The organism is Labrys sedimenti, assembly GCF_034424805.1.
In the GTDB taxonomy this organism is placed as follows: Bacteria; Pseudomonadota; Alphaproteobacteria; order Rhizobiales; family Labraceae; genus Labrys; species Labrys sedimenti.
The window spans coordinates 92,022-106,329 of record NZ_JAXOUF010000016.1 but is presented as its reverse complement, the minus strand read 5'-3'; the positions used below and the strand labels follow the sequence as shown (position 1 = coordinate 106,329).

The window sequence follows — 14,308 nt, the reverse complement described above, 5'->3', positions numbered from 1 at the left end:
ATCCGGCAAACGCGAATACTTGCCAAGCTAAAAAATTCTCGCTGAATCAGCGGCTTGCGAGTTCTTCACGAACGACTAACTGGTGGGCCGGTCTTCAGACCGGCCAGCCTCTTCCGGAGTACGGTATTTCCCTGCCGGTCTGAAGACCGGCACACTAGAAGAAACCCTATACCGTCTCCCACGCGCCGCTCTTTTCCGAGCGGAACAGCGCGTCGATGATCTTCATGTTCTGCACGGCGTCGGCCGGCCCGTAGGGCAGCGTGATCTCGCCACGGATGGCGGCGGAGAAGGCATCGACCTCCTCGGCATATTGGTCGACCGGGGCGATGGTCTCGGCCAGCGCCGAGGCGTCGCCGAGCCTGGAGCCATCGTCCGTATAGACGGTGACGGCCTCGGCCTGGGGCGCGTTGAAGGGGATGGCGATCTCGAAGCGCTTCTTGGTGCCGACGATATCGACCCGCTGCAACGGCGTGAGCTGCGTCGAGACTGTGAATTCGGTGCGGCGCCCCTCGCCGAAATCGAGGATGGCCGAGGCGAGACGATCGACGCCCGTCGCCGGATCGCGGTCGACGAGGGCGATCACCCGCCGCGGCTCGGCCTCGAAGATGAAGCGGCCAGCGACAATCGGATAGCAACCAATGTCGAGGATGCCGCCGCCGCCAATGTCGAGCTGGTTGCGGACATTGGCGGGATCGACATTGTAGTAGGAGAAGAAGGCCTGCACGGCCCTGACTTCCCCGAGTTCGCCCGAGCGCGCGGCCTCCCGCGCCCGCAGCCATTGCGGATGGAAGCGCACCATGAAGGCTTCCATCACCAGCCGGTCGCGCGGCAGCACCAGGAGCTGCGCCGCATCCTGGGCCGTCAGGCCGATCGGCTTTTCGCACAGTACATGCTTGCCCGCCGCCACGGCCTGCAAAGTGAGCGGCACGTGGAGGTGATTGGGCAACGGATTGTAGATGGCATCGATATCCGGGTCGGCCAGCAAGGCCTCATAGGAACCATAGGCCTTGGGAATGCCGAGCTCCTTGGCGACGGCTTCGGCGCGGCCAAGGTCGCGCGAGGCGATGGCGACCGCTTCCGCGCCCTTTGCCCGCTGGATGCCGGGAATGACCTTGCCGGTGCCGATCTTCGCCGTCGACAGGATGCCCCAGCGGGTCTTGGCCATAGCGATTCGCTCCTGAGAATAAGTCCGACATATGGATTCGGCTCATTCTTGGCATGACGGGAGACGGGAGGGAAGACCTGCCGTCGCACGCGCGCTTGTCACATCGAGGTCGGCTCTGGACTCGACCTTCGAATTGGCGGCAGATAGACAGATCCGATCCTTCGGCAACAGAGACAGTTTCAGCCCATGAGCAACAACAGAACACGCCGCCCGGGCGATCCTTGGAAGAATGCCGAGGCGGTCTTCAAGCCCGCGGCGCCCAAGGCGCCGGCAGCTGCCACGTCGCGGCCGGCGCTGCCCAATGCCAAGGAATTGGTTTCTCTGCGGATCGACCGCGACGTGCTGGAGCACTTCCAGGGCGATGGGCCCGGCTGGCAAGACCGCATCAATGCGATCCTGCGGGAAGCCTCCGGCGTCGATCACTAGAGCAAAACGCGTTTTCACGAAAACGCTTTTTTACTCTAACTCTTTGGTTCGACGCGTCTTTGCGATTCCAGGTGACTCGGTCAAATCGCAAAACGCTTTAGCCCGGGCTTCGGCCGGACGAGCTGAATGCGGAAAACGACGGCTGAAAAAGCGATTTCAGCCCGTCACCAGGAATTCCGGATCGGCGGGAATCTGCATGGCCGTGACCAGGTGATTGGTCTTGCCGGCCAGGCCGATGATGGCAAGCAGTTCGCCATATTGGGCATCATCCATGCCCTTGGCCCGTGCGGCGGCCGTATGGGAATGCACGCAATATTGGCAGGAATTGGCCGTGGAGACCGCGATATAGATCAGTTCGCGCGTGAGCGGGTCGAGGGCGCCCTCGCCGACCATCACCGCCTTGACCTCCTCCCAGGTGCGTTTCAGCAGCACCGGATCATTGGCGAGGCCCCGCCAGAAATTATTGACGAAATCGGATTTGCGCGTCGCCCTGATATCGTCGAACACCGCCTTCGCGGCCGGATTGGCCGCGACCTCGTCGTCGCTGAGAAGTCTTACGGTAGCCATGATGTCTCCTGCGTGGGTTCCGAGAATCCTTCCCCGACTTCGGGGAAGGTGTCGCCGCGCAGAGGCGACGGAAGGGGAGCGTGGCGCAATCCGCTCTAAAATGGCATTGGGCAGCGCCACTCGCCCCCACCCGACCTCGCTTCGCGAGGCCACCCTCCCCGAAACCGGGGAGGGATTCTCGCATTTTCTTCAGCGCGGGTGAGATATGAATATGCCCAGGTCCGTCCTCCAAAGGAGGATAACGATGACCTCTACCCCAGCCGCTCCCCATTTTCGCCGTCGAAAAGATGCAAGGCCCTGTCGTCGAAGCCGATGCCGACCTTTTCCCCGATCTCGCGCTGGAACTCCTTGTCGACCTTCACCGTCACGCTGGCGGCCCCGCAGCGGCAGGTGACCAGCGAATGGTCGCCGATCAGCTCGATGGCGAAGACCTCGCCGGCAAACTTGCCGAGATCGGGCTCGGTCACCCGGCAATCCTCGGGCCGGATGCCGGCAACCGCGCGTGGCGCCGAGCTGGTATTGGTGGTGCCGAAGCCGCCCGCTTCGGAGGAAAAGCGCCCTTCCTTCAGCTCGCCTTCCAGGAAGTTCATCGGCGGCGAGCCGATGAAGCCGGCGACGAACAGATTGGCGGGCCGGTTGTAGATATTGGCCGGCGTATCCAATTGCTGCAGCACGCCCTTGTCGAGCAGCGCCACGCGATGAGCCAGCGTCATCGCCTCCACCTGGTCATGGGTGACATAGATGGTGGTGATGCCGAGTTCGTGCTGCATGTGCTTGAGTTCGGCGCGCATATGGCCGCGCAGTTTGGCATCGAGATTGGACAGGGGCTCGTCCATCAGGAAGGCAGCGGGGCGGCGGATGATGGCCCTTGCGAGCGCCACGCGCTGGCGCTGGCCGCCGGAGAGCTGGCGAGGCAGGCGGCCGAGCAGATGATCGAGCTGCACCTGCCGGGCCACGTCCTTCACCGCCGCCTCGATTTCGGCCTTGGGGCGTTTGCGCACCGTCAGCGGGTAGGCGATGTTGGCGAACACCGTCTTGTGCGGATAGAGCGCATAGGACTGGAACACCATGGCGATGTCGCGATATTTCGGCAGGACATGGGTGACGTCGCGCTCGCCGATCCGCACCGAGCCGGAGGTCACCGTCTCCAGCCCCGCGATCATGCGCAGGGCCGTGGTCTTGCCCGAACCGGAGGCGCCCAGCAGCACCAGGAACTCGCCGTCCTTGACCTCGAGGTCGAGCCCCTTGACCACGTCGACCGCACCGAAGGATTTGTGGACGTTGTTGAGCGTGACTTGCATCTTCAACCCTTGACGGCGCCGACCATCAGGCCTCGCGCGATGTGCTTTTGCAGGAATGCGGCGATCACGATGACGGGCACGATCATGATGACGATCAGCACCGACATGTACCACCATTGCGGGCCGCGCGTGGTGTTCTGGGCCGAGACCAGCACCGGCATGGTCTGCGCATTGGCATTGGAGAGGAACAGGGCGAGAAGATATTCGTTCCAGGCCAGGATCAGCACCAGCATGAAGGTGGCAGCCAGGCCCGAGCGCACCAGCGGCAAGGCGATGGTGAAAAACACGCGCAGCTTGGAAGCACCGTCGATCTCGGCGCTTTCCTCCAGATCCAGCGGGATACCGGCGAAGAAGTCGCGTGTAAGCCAGACCACGATCGGCAGGTTGACCGCGGTGTAGGTCGAGATCAGCGCGACCTGGGTGTCGAGCAACTTCAGGTTCTGGAACATCACATAGATCGGCAGCACGGCCACGATCGGCGGCATGATGCGGTTGGAGATCATCCAGAATTCGATGTCGTTGTTGCCGAGCGCCGCCTTGAAGCGCCGGCCGATGGTGCCGAGAATCATGAAGAACAGCACCAGGCCCGCCGCCACCGCCGCCGGCCAGGGCACAGCGAACGCGGCCACCGCGACGATGACGCCAGCGGCCAGCACGATGAAGGCAATGATCGCCGCGAGCTTGACCTGGAAGCGTATGCGCACCAGGGCATAGGCGGCGAGCGAACCGATGATCAGGGCCAGGATCGTGCTCACCAGCGCCACGATGATCGAGTTCACATAGGGCCAAAGCGTGTTGTTCTGGAACAGCATGAAATTCCAGGCGTCCAGCGTGGGCTGGAAGTCGATGAAGGGCAAATAATAAGGGCCGGCATCGACCTGGATCTGCACCTTCAGCGAGGTGACCAGCACCCAATAGAGCGGGAAGAGCACCACGAAGGTCCAGCCCAGCAGCGCGGCATAGGTCAGCGCCTTCGGGATCGGCGCCAGTTCCTCGAGGCTGCGGCGCTCGAACAGGCGGCGCAGCAGGGGCCGATCATCCTGGCTCATGCTCATCCCTGATACCTCCGGCTGGGCCTCACCACGAAGTTGAAGAAGGAGACGCAGGTGATTGTCGACACGAACAGGAGCAGGTAGCCGACCGCCGCCGAGCCGCCGAAATCCTGGGTCCGCCAGGCGATGAAGGAATGCAGGGTCAGCGACTCCGTTGCCAAGCCCGGGCCGCCGGCCGTGAGCACGTTCGGCATGTCGATGATCTTGAAAGCCTCGATCAGGCGGATCAGCACCACCGTGGCCGCCACCGGCGCGATCGCCGGCCAGGTAATATCCTTGAAGATCTGCCAGGGGCCGGCGCCATCGAGATGGGCCGCCTCGAGCTGGTCGCGCGGCTGGTTCTCGATCGCGGCCAACAGCACGATGAACATGAAGGGCGTCCACTGCCAGGTATCGCCGACCAGCACCATCAGCCGCGCCGACCAGGCTTCCGTCGCCCAGGACCATTGGCTGACGCCGAGGAGCTGGCTGAGCGGAGCGAAGGGCCCCTTCTGCATGTCGGCCAGCATGCGGAAAATGTAGGCGACGCCCACCGGCGTCACCATCACCGGGATGAAGAAGACCACGCGGAACCAGCTGCGGGCCCGGATCGGCTGGGCGCAGAGCAAAGCGAGGCCGAGCCCGAGCAGGAACTGGACTGAGACCCCCACCACGACATAGAGCAGCGTGTTCAGGAGCGTGCCGGGAATGCCGCCCGCCACCGTGGTGGCGAGTACGACATAGACGATGCCGGCGATCAGGCTGGCGGTGATCAGCCGCCCGAGGAAGCCGAGGATCGCGAAGCCCCTGGCCGCAAAGCGGACCAGCCAGAACCCCAGCAAGGCGAGAAGGCCTGCGAACAGCAGCCATTCCAGCCAGCCGAAGGCCTTGAGCGTGCCGAGGAAATGATATTGCTGGGCGCCGAGGAAGAGACGCAGATAATTGTAGAAGCCGATGAAGGTGAGCGTGAAGCTGCCGCCGGCGAGCTTGAAGCGCGACAGCGACAGATAGGCCGAGGCGACCAGCGGAAAGATGGCGAAGGCCAGAAGGATGAGCACGGCCGGCAGCACCATGATGCGGCCGGAATGGCGATCGACCCATTGGGAGAGACGCTCCCGCCGGTCCGTTTCATCGGGGATGGAGAGGTTGACGGCCATAGCATAATCCGCCTGGGAGCGCGGACGTCCTCGTCCGCTCTTCCCCTATCGTAAGCGCAATGTTTCCAAGAGCGGACGAGGACGTCCGCGCTCCCAGGGGCGAAAAAGGCTCCGGCATAGCTATGGCCGAAGCCTTGCTTCCTACGTTCTACTTCGCGCCCAGCGTGTTCTTGTAGAACTTCAGCTGGTCCTCGGTGCCGATCTGGTCGTTGAGGTCCTTCCAGCCATCGGCGACCGCCTTGACGGTGGCTTCCTCGTCGATCTCGCCGGCCAGGAAGCGGGCGATCGCCTCGTCAAGCACCACCTGCTGATATTTCTGGTTCTGCGGAATGCGCAGGTCCAGGATCATGTTCGGGCTGTTGAGGCTGTCCTTGATGGCACCGAGATAGGAGGCCGCCGCCTTCTCGCTCATGCCGGCCTTCTTCCAGCCTTCGTTGTAGCTGAGCTGGGACGTGCGATAGGCGTTGAAGCCGGTCTTGCCGATGGTGACGTCGACATTCGACTGGGCCGGAGCGCTCATATAGGAGAAGAAGGCGTAGGCCGCGTCCTTCACCTTGTCCTGCGCCTTGACATTGATGCCGCCGCTCCAGCCGCCGAAGGCGGCATAGGGTGCGTGGTTCACGCCGTCGATGGCATTCGGGCAGGTTTCCTTCGAGCAGGCCTCGAGCTTGCCGGTGTCCCAGTTCAGCACCTGCTTGGAGCCCGGCATGATGGTGGCGCCGGTCTTGTCGATCACCTTGGAGGTCGCGGGATCGATGGCGAGCACCCCGACATCGCCCCAATCGAGATTGAGCGCGCATTTGCCGGAGGTGAACAGCGGGCGGGTATCGGACACGTCCATGTTCAATTCGTCCGGCGGTCCATACTTGCCGGACTCCTTGAGGAAGGTCAGCGCCTTGCGGAAGGCCTCGTTATCGACGAGCGGCGCCATGTCCTTGGTGTTGAAGAAGGTGCCCTGAGACGTGCCCTTCGACTGGGTCATCGAGCCGACCACGTCGGTGACGAACCAGTAGCTCTGGGCGTTGCGCTTCTTGGCGATGCAGGAGCCATAGACCTTCTGGCCGTCGACCTCCATGCCGTTCAGCTTCTTGGCCGCTTCCAGATATTCGTCCCAGGTCGTCGGCGGCTTCAGCCCCGCCTTCTCGAAGATATCGGTGCGATAATAGAGCATGTGAAAATCGCCGTCGAACGGCACCAGATAGGTCTTGCCGCCATAGCTCGACGAGAAGTCGCGGAAGAAAGGGGCGATATCGTCCCAGGCAATCGCCTTGTCCTTGGCGACCCGGCCGCCGATGTCCTCGAGATAGCCGCCGGCGACATAGTCCACCATCCATTGCGGCGCGAACACGGCTGCATCCACGGAATTGGTGCCGCTCGCCCAATCGGTCAGCACCTTCTGGTAGAGATCGGAAAAGGGTACCGCGATCACGTTGATCTTGGCGCCGGTCAGCTTTTCGAACTCCGGCGCACGCCGCTGCAGCGGCTCCTGGATGGCGCCCGTCTGCGTCATGATGTTGACGGTGACGCCATCGAATTCGCCCGCCTTGGCCGGCAGCGCCACTCCCGCGAGCGCCGCAGCCATCAACGCGGCGCCAACAACTCCGCCTTTCGAAGCCATTCGTCCCTCCCTAATGTCGTTTTTGTGTTTTTATGCCGATGTCGGACGCTGCATTGACGCAACACATGCCTGCAGCAAGACATCGCGCGCCGATTATGGCACCGGCGCTGAGAAAACGTCAAATGTCGGATCAATGGCAGGACGATCGCTTTTATTGTAGAATCAGCTATAGGATCAGCGGGGAACTCTTGGACGCTATACCATCGATGAAAGCATTGTTTACCTGTCCGCCAAGTTCACGTCTCCGCCTCCTTGCCCAAAGGGACACTACAGTCTATCGTTCAATATTATCGCATTTTTTACTCTACTGTAATCTCCTGGTTTAGTCGCGGACAACCGCAAAGGCCAAAGATCAACGACGACATGTCTCCCCGGTTCGTGATGAATGACTGGCCATGTGAGGAAGCGGCATCGTGTTTGCGCCCTTGATGAAAGGCCATAGGGGGCTAGTTCTCGTCGGGGCATCGCAGTGGAGCGTGCGCGAGGCCGATCCTCACTTCGTCTTCAAGCTCGGCCCCTGGCCCGCCAGATATATCGCCATCGAAGTCATTACGAACGGTCCCGAACTCGAACCGCATCTCTATATCGATACCGGCTATGGGTTTCGGCCTGAACAAGTGCTGTCGCTGCCGCCGGCACGCCACGGCGTCTATGCCTTCCGGTCCGGCGGCATCAAGGGATTCCGCCGCGTGCGCTTCGACCCTTGCGAGGACTATCCAGGACCGAACGAGGAGCAAGGCAGCTTCACCCTGAACATCCGCACGGCCCGCTCCCTGGCATCCCTGCGCCGGCAGCTCGGCGCCGCCGCCGACCGCCTCCATCTGCTCGAACTCGACGAATTGGCCAAGGCTCCGCCACCGCCACGCCAGCTTCCGCCGGAAGAGCATTTCCGTGCCGTCCTGCAACTGGCCGAGGCAGGCCTTCGCCACACGGCGCCATCCTCCGAAAGACCGCCGGCGCCGCTGCTGTCCTTCGTCGTTCCGCTGCGCGATACGCCGACCGCCTTTCTCGATACCCTCCTGAATTCGCTGCGCAGCCAGAGCGCCGGCAACTGGGAACTACTCCTATGCGACGACGCGTCCGGCAACAGGGCCACCCTTGCCTGGCTCGAACGCTTGGAGGGGCAGCCCCAGATCCGCATCCTGCGCAATCCGCGCAACCTGGGCATTGCCGATACGACCAATCTCGGCCTCGCAGCGGCGCAGGGGGAATGGGTCGGCCTCATCGACCATGACGACGCCCTCGCGCCGCTGGCCCTCGACTACCTCAATGAGACCATCCGGCGTCATCCCGACGCGCAGTTCATCTATACCGATGAAACCATTACCGACGCCAAGCTGAAGCCGACGGGGTATTTCTTCAAGCCGGCCTATGATCCGGTGCTGCTGTCGGGGGTCAATTACATCAATCACCTTTCGCTCTATCGCCGCCAGCGCCTGCAGGCGCTGGGCGGCCTGAGCACCGGTTTCGACGGTTCGCAGGATTATGAACTCCTGCTGCGCTATCTCTCGGGCCTTCCCGCCGAAACCATCGTCCATCTGCCCTACCCGGCCTATCTGTGGCGGCGGCACCGGACGTCCTTTTCCGCCGCCAACTTGGCCACGGCGGTCGACCATGCCCGCCGGGCCCTGGCGGCCCATTATGCCAACGACGGCATCGCTGCCCCGGTCGGTCCGGCGCTGGTACCGGACCTGCACCGCGTCGAGCTTTCGCCCGATCGCCGCCAGTGGCCTCGCGTAAGCATCGTCATTCCCAATCGTGACAGCCCGGCCCTGATCGACCGCCTGCTGGCCGATCTCTATGAACGCACCGACTATGCCGATTTCGAAATCATCATCGTCGACAATGGCAGCACGAATTCGCGGACCCTGTCGCTCTACGAGACCATGCGCGGGCGGCACGGCAACTTCCGGACGATGATGACAACCGAACCCTTCAACTTCTCGCGCCAGGTCAACCGGGGCATGCGGGAAGCCAAGGGGCAGGCGATCCTCCTGCTCAACAACGACATTGAAGTCATCGCAGCCGAATGGCTCAAGGAAATGGTGAGCTGCCTCGACTATCCGGAAACCGGCATCGTCGGTGCCCGGCTGCTCTACCCCTCCGGCCGGCTGCAGCATGCAGGCGTCATCGTCGGGCTCGGCGGCCTGGCCGGCCATTGGTACGCCAATGCAGCGCAGGATTCGTCGGGACCAATGAATCGTCTCAAGGTGCGCCAGACCCTGAGTGCCGTTACAGGTGCCTGCATGCTGATCTCGCGCCAATGCTACGCAAAGGTCGGTGAATTCGACGAGACGGCTTTCGCCATCGCTTACAACGACGTCGATTACTGCCTGCGTGCTGCAGCCGCCGGCCTGCGGACCGTGTGGACGCCCTTCGCCACCCTCACCCATCATGAATCCGCCTCACGCGGCAGCGACGAGACCAAGGCGAACAAGGAACGCTTTCAGCGCGAAAAGGAGGCCTTGCGCCAAAAATACCGCACGGATGTCTTCGAGGATCCAGCCTACAGCCCCTGGTACTCCAGGCACCTGGCCACACCGCGCGAAATTCTGCCGCCAAACCTGCCATCGCCGCGCTCCTGGCCGATAAACCCGACCGGCTCCGGCGAAACCGACACGTCCCTCCTGTTCAAGGCCGACCAAGCATGATCGTCATCACCGGGCGTCAATCCCGCATGGCACGGCCGCCCGCATGAAGCTCACACCGCTCGTCGATGTCGTCCTGCAGGACGGCCGGACCGTGTCGCAGAGTGACCTGCCCTGGCTCAGGATCGAAGCGCCGGCACGGCAATGGGCCGGATCGTGGGTTCGCCTCGTCTTCGAGGCCAGCCTGCTCGATCCCCTGACCCGGCCGATCCTGCGCATCGTCCGTCCAGGCGGCGAGGAAGATGTGATGCTGCCTGCGCCGTCCTTTGGCCGCGGGAGCTGGATCGGTTTCCTGCCATCCGACGCGACCGAACTGCAGCTGTCGCCTGCCGATTGGACCGGCCCGTTCGCGTTCCGGCTGGTGAGCCTTGACCGTGTCGGCGCGCTCCGGCGGTTGGCGAGAGGCGCGCAGCGCCATCCCAAGGCGGTGATGAGCGCTCTGTGGGCCGGCATGCGTGGCAATCGACAGGTGGAACAGGCTCGGGTCAGGCGTGCCCTGGGAGCCACTCCTCTCAGCATGTACCAAGCCTGGCGCCGCGAACGCAGCCGCGCCATCGAATGGACGGGCCTCGACATGCCATCGCCGGCGGCCCTCGGCATACGCTTCCACCTTGTCATCGTCGGGGATCCGTCGAAGCAGGCGGCGACATGGCACGGCTTCCTCGCCTCCCAGCCGCTCGAGAGCATCGCCCTGTCATGGGCTTCCTCCCGAACGCCGCTCGCCCCCCTCCTGGACGGGATCGGAGAGGACGATCTGGTGATCGGCCTGCGGGCAGAGGACCGCCTGAACGATTTTGCCCTGGCTGCTGTCGCCCAGCGAGCCGTCGCAGACCCCGCAGCCCTCTATTATGGCGATGAGGAATATAACGGGACGCCCCGCTTCAAACCGGATTGGAGTCCCGTCCTTGCCCGCCATGCCGCGTTGGTCGGGCAGGCCTGGTTCGCGCGTGCCCATTGGCTGCGCCAGGCCATGCCTGCCGGTGCCACGGTCGAGGACCTGCTGTTTCGCCCCCCCGTTGACGCCCTCGTCCGGGCCGTGCATGTCCGCCGCATTCTGCTCACCGCTTCGCATGCCAGCCCGGTCGTTCCTCTTCCTCCGCTCAGCCCGGCCGTCATGCCCGCCGGCGGGCAGCCGCCGATGTCGACGATCATCATTCCGACCCGGGATCGGGCCGACCTGCTGTCGGCCTGCATCCGCAGCCTGCTCGACCGTACCCCACAGGACCATTTCGAGGTCGTCATCATCGACAATGGCAGCAGGGATCCGGGGACCCTGGCCTATCTGGAGAACGTGACGAGGGACCCTCGCTTTTCCATCCTGCGCAGCCCCGGATCCTTCAACTTTGCGGCCATCTGCAACGAGGCGGCCGGGCGAGCCCGCGGCGACAGCCTGGTCTTCCTGAACAACGACACCGAGATCCTGTCCGATGATTGGCTGTCCCGGCTGACAGGCTGGGCCCGGCAACCGGACATCGGGGCCGTCGGCGCGAAACTTCTCTACAAGGACGATACGCTGCAACATGGCGGCGTGGTGCTCGGCATGGGCGGGCGGGCCGCCCATTTCGAGCGACGCCTGCCACGCTCCGATACCGGCTTCTTCGGACGGCTCTCCCTGCCGCATGAATTGTCGGCGGTCACGGCCGCCTGCCTGGCGGTTTCGCGCGAGAAATTTCGCGATATCGGTGGCTTCGACCAGCAAAACCTTCCGATCGACCTGAATGACATCGATCTGTGCCTGCGCCTCAACGAGCGCGGCTGGCGAACCTTGCTGGATCCGTGCGTGGTACTGCACCATCACGAGTCCGCCTCACGCAGCAACAAGACGCCGTCCGAGGTCCTTTACAGAAAAGAGATAGGATATTTTCGCTCGAAATGGCTCCACCTGCTTAGGAACGACCCCTACTTCCATCCCGCGCTCTCACTGGAGTGGTATAGGGCAGCACTCGGTTGAGTGCAGTTTTTTGAGATTTTGTCTCAAGGTAGATTATTTGGACATAAATTTCGGGCTACATATTGCGGCGCAGCGATTTTAAGATCTCATCCATGCTGAATTGCGCTATGAAGAGACGGAGGCTGGGCCATCATAGTGGCATATCGAGAAACACTTCTGACTGGAAAAGTAAATGCTATCGAGATGGCTTGGCAAGCTGCGGCGCCAATCGGTTCCCGCATTCTTATCCGAGCAGAAATCGCTAAAAATATTTGATCGCTATGTAGTTTCGATGCCCAGCCATCAGAACGCCGTCGATGTCATCCCAGGTTGGAACAGTGGCTTTCCGCCGGAGCTGGGTATTAGCGCCGGGCCGCTGGCAACCTATCTGGACCCGCGGATCGCCTGGATGATGAACCAGCACGGCCCGCTCGAGGGCAAGGTTGTCCTGGAGTTGGGGCCGCTGGAGGCCGGCCATACCGTCATGCTCGAACGCGCCGGTGCCATCGTCGATGCCATCGAGGCCAATCAGTCGGCTTTTCTGCGCTGTTTGATCACCAAGGAGATCTTCGGCCTGTCACGCTCGCGCATCTGGCTCGGCGATTTCGTCAAATGGCTGGAGAACACCGAGAAAACCTACGATCTCATCGTCGCTTCCGGCGTGCTCTACCATGCCGACGATCCCCTGCACCTGATCGAACAGATCGCCAAGCGAACCGACGCAGTCTATTTCTGGACCCATTTCGTGGACGACGCGCTCATGCCGCCATCGGATCCGAGACGGGCCGTCTTCGCTCGCACGCCGCAGATCCAGGATTTTCATGGCATCGCCGTGCGAACCTATCCGCGAACCTATCGCGGTGCCGCCAAACATGCCGAATTCTGCGGTGGTCCCATGGATCGGCATCGCTGGCTCAATCGCGACGATTTGCTGGCCGCGCTCCGGGCGGTCGGCTTTGCCCACATCACCTTGGAGGACGAGGATCCCGGCCATCGCTACGGGCCGGCGATGTCGATCTATGCGCGAAAATAGAACGGTCGATCCCGAGATCCTCGAGCAGGCCGGCGCCCGCGGCAGGCTCGATCAGACAGGAATAGCGGTGCTGATGAGCGCGATCTGGATATGAGAACGGATCTGAAGCAGCAAAAGGACGGCGAAGCCAAGGAGCTCCTGCCGCCCCCCGGCCCGGAGGAACGGCCCAGGCGGACCGGACTTGCCTTGCGCCAGTTCGCCAATGCCACCAAGGTGTTCCGCGGGCGGAGCACAGATGTCACCGTCGTCGACGATACCCGTTCGCCTGAAGCCGTTCCCGACCTCGGTTCGCGCCAGTCCAGACCTTATCTGTGGAGTTTCGTTCTGCTGGTGCTCATCCCGAGCATCGCCGCGTTCGTCTATTTCTTCGTCATCGCATCGGATCAGTTCCAGTCCGAAGCCCGTTTTACCGTGCGGGCCATGGAGCCGGAAATGTCGGAGAAGGGCGGCGAATCGGAAACCACGGCCACCCCGACGAGCAGCTCGATGATACCGATAGCTACCGCCCAGAACGCGCATATCGTTGCCAACTACATCCGCAGCCGTGCCATCATCGACGACATCGGCGCCCAGCTGAACATCCGCGAGATCTTCCAGCGTCCGGAAGTGGACCGCATCGCCCGCCTGTCCAGTAACGCCTCGATCGACGAGCTCACCGACTATTGGCAGCGCAAGGTGGACGCCTATGTCGACCCGGTCTCCAACATCGTCACGGTGGATGTCACCGCCTTTCGCGCCGAGGATGCCCTGCGGCTGAACCAGGCGGTGCTGGCCGAAAGCGAGAAGCTGATCAACCGCATGTCGGAGCGGGCACGGCGGGACGCGACCCAGGCCGCCGAGACCGAAACACGCCAGGTCTTCAAGCAGTTGCAAGACAGCCTCAAGGCGTTGCAGGACTTCCGCAACAAGGACGCGCTGATCGATCCGAGCCAATCGGGTACCCAGATCGCCACCTTGCTGATGCCCCTGATGACGGAACGGCTGAAGCTGAAGAATGACGAGGCAGTGATGGCGGCCGAGCTTCAGTCCGACGCTCCCAGCCTGCGCGTCCTGCGCAACCGCATCGCCTCGCTGGACGAGCAGATCGCGGCGTTGCGCGGACAATTGACCGGCAGCGACTCCCAGACCCTGGCAAACTCGCTTGCCAAGTATGAGGAGCTCGACGTGGACCGCCTGCTCAACGAACGCAAATATGCCCGGGCACAGGCAGCGCTGGATCGCGCCGAGATCAGGGCGCAGAGGCAGGCCGTCTATCTGAGCATGTTCGTGCCGCCGAGCCTGCCCGAATTCGCCAAATATCCCTACCGCCTCGTCTATCCCTTGATGTTCTTCCTATCCCTGCTGATCATCTGGGCGATCGGCGCCCTCACCTATGCGTCCGTGGAAGACCATCGGCTGTGAGCAACGGCGACCGGCACTCCAGTTCGGCCAT

General features: G+C 62.8%; 11 protein-coding genes. 5 read left to right on the top strand and 6 right to left on the bottom strand.

Annotated features, from left to right (window positions below; translation table 11 throughout):
- Positions 1-166 precede the first annotated feature (166 nt).
- A complete protein-coding gene (locus U1R88_RS28285; RefSeq protein ID WP_322434265.1) occupies positions 167-1,165 on the bottom strand; it encodes a Gfo/Idh/MocA family protein in 999 nt (332 codons plus the stop codon).
- Between the two features lie 186 nt (positions 1,166-1,351).
- Between U1R88_RS28285 and U1R88_RS28280 the strand changes: the two genes are divergently transcribed.
- The gene (locus U1R88_RS28280) at positions 1,352-1,591 is read left to right on the top strand and encodes a BrnA antitoxin family protein (RefSeq protein ID WP_322434264.1); all 240 of its coding nucleotides are present in this window, start codon (positions 1,352-1,354) and stop codon (positions 1,589-1,591) included.
- A 156-nt stretch (positions 1,592-1,747) separates the two neighbouring features.
- Here U1R88_RS28280 and U1R88_RS28275 read toward each other — a convergent pair whose 3' ends face one another.
- From U1R88_RS28275 to U1R88_RS28255, 5 genes are all read right to left on the bottom strand, one after another.
- Positions 1,748-2,158: a carboxymuconolactone decarboxylase family protein gene (locus tag U1R88_RS28275; RefSeq protein WP_068293269.1), complete on the bottom strand. Its 411-nt coding sequence runs from the start codon at positions 2,156-2,158 to the stop codon at positions 1,748-1,750.
- A gap of 251 nt (positions 2,159-2,409) precedes the next feature.
- Positions 2,410-3,459, bottom strand: coding sequence for an ABC transporter ATP-binding protein (locus U1R88_RS28270; RefSeq protein ID WP_322434263.1), 1,050 nt, complete (start codon positions 3,457-3,459; stop codon positions 2,410-2,412).
- 2 nt (positions 3,460-3,461) lie between these two features.
- Positions 3,462-4,514, bottom strand: a complete 1,053-nt coding sequence (locus tag U1R88_RS28265; protein ID WP_322434262.1) for a carbohydrate ABC transporter permease — start codon at positions 4,512-4,514, stop codon at positions 3,462-3,464.
- Entirely contained in the window at positions 4,511-5,647 is a 1,137-nt protein-coding gene (locus U1R88_RS28260; protein WP_322434261.1) for a carbohydrate ABC transporter permease, read from the bottom strand. The genes U1R88_RS28265 and U1R88_RS28260 overlap by 4 nt, the downstream gene beginning before the upstream one ends.
- A gap of 148 nt (positions 5,648-5,795) precedes the next feature.
- Positions 5,796-7,265, bottom strand: coding sequence for an ABC transporter substrate-binding protein (locus U1R88_RS28255; RefSeq protein ID WP_322434260.1), 1,470 nt, complete (start codon positions 7,263-7,265; stop codon positions 5,796-5,798).
- A gap of 413 nt (positions 7,266-7,678) precedes the next feature.
- On the opposite strand from U1R88_RS28255, the gene U1R88_RS28250 reads away from it, so the two are divergent.
- The 4 genes from U1R88_RS28250 to U1R88_RS28235 all read left to right on the top strand — a co-directional run bounded on the left by U1R88_RS28250 (position 7,679) and on the right by U1R88_RS28235 (position 14,277).
- The gene (locus U1R88_RS28250; protein WP_322434259.1) at positions 7,679-9,916 is read left to right on the top strand and encodes a glycosyltransferase family 2 protein; all 2,238 of its coding nucleotides are present in this window, start codon (positions 7,679-7,681) and stop codon (positions 9,914-9,916) included.
- Between the two features lie 43 nt (positions 9,917-9,959).
- Positions 9,960-11,864: a glycosyltransferase family 2 protein gene (locus U1R88_RS28245; protein WP_322434258.1), complete on the top strand. Its 1,905-nt coding sequence runs from the start codon at positions 9,960-9,962 to the stop codon at positions 11,862-11,864.
- A gap of 271 nt (positions 11,865-12,135) precedes the next feature.
- On the top strand, positions 12,136-12,876 hold the full coding sequence (locus tag U1R88_RS28240) for a class I SAM-dependent methyltransferase (protein WP_322434257.1): 741 nt from the start codon (positions 12,136-12,138) through the stop codon (positions 12,874-12,876).
- A gap of 90 nt (positions 12,877-12,966) precedes the next feature.
- The gene (locus U1R88_RS28235) at positions 12,967-14,277 is read left to right on the top strand and encodes a KpsE/RkpR family capsule polysaccharide export protein (protein WP_322434256.1); all 1,311 of its coding nucleotides are present in this window, start codon (positions 12,967-12,969) and stop codon (positions 14,275-14,277) included.
- The last annotated feature ends 31 nt before the right edge of the window (positions 14,278-14,308 follow it).

Bases quoted from the DNA above. Each gene is read 5' to 3' on its own strand.
- U1R88_RS28285 (WP_322434265.1), bottom strand. From the start codon at position 1,165: ATGGCCAAGACCCGCTGGGGCATCCTGTCGACGGCGAAGATCGGCACC.
- U1R88_RS28280 (WP_322434264.1), top strand. From the start codon at position 1,352: ATGAGCAACAACAGAACACGCCGCCCGGGCGATCCTTGGAAGAATGCC.
- U1R88_RS28275 (WP_068293269.1), bottom strand. From the start codon at position 2,158: ATGGCTACCGTAAGACTTCTCAGCGACGACGAGGTCGCGGCCAATCCG.
- U1R88_RS28270 (WP_322434263.1), bottom strand. From the start codon at position 3,459: ATGCAAGTCACGCTCAACAACGTCCACAAATCCTTCGGTGCGGTCGAC.
- U1R88_RS28265 (WP_322434262.1), bottom strand. From the start codon at position 4,514: ATGAGCATGAGCCAGGATGATCGGCCCCTGCTGCGCCGCCTGTTCGAG.
- U1R88_RS28260 (WP_322434261.1), bottom strand. From the start codon at position 5,647: ATGGCCGTCAACCTCTCCATCCCCGATGAAACGGACCGGCGGGAGCGT.
- U1R88_RS28255 (WP_322434260.1), bottom strand. From the start codon at position 7,265: ATGGCTTCGAAAGGCGGAGTTGTTGGCGCCGCGTTGATGGCTGCGGCG.
- U1R88_RS28245 (WP_322434258.1), top strand. From the start codon at position 9,960: ATGAAGCTCACACCGCTCGTCGATGTCGTCCTGCAGGACGGCCGGACC.
- U1R88_RS28240 (WP_322434257.1), top strand. From the start codon at position 12,136: ATGCCCAGCCATCAGAACGCCGTCGATGTCATCCCAGGTTGGAACAGT.
- U1R88_RS28235 (WP_322434256.1), top strand. From the start codon at position 12,967: ATGAGAACGGATCTGAAGCAGCAAAAGGACGGCGAAGCCAAGGAGCTC.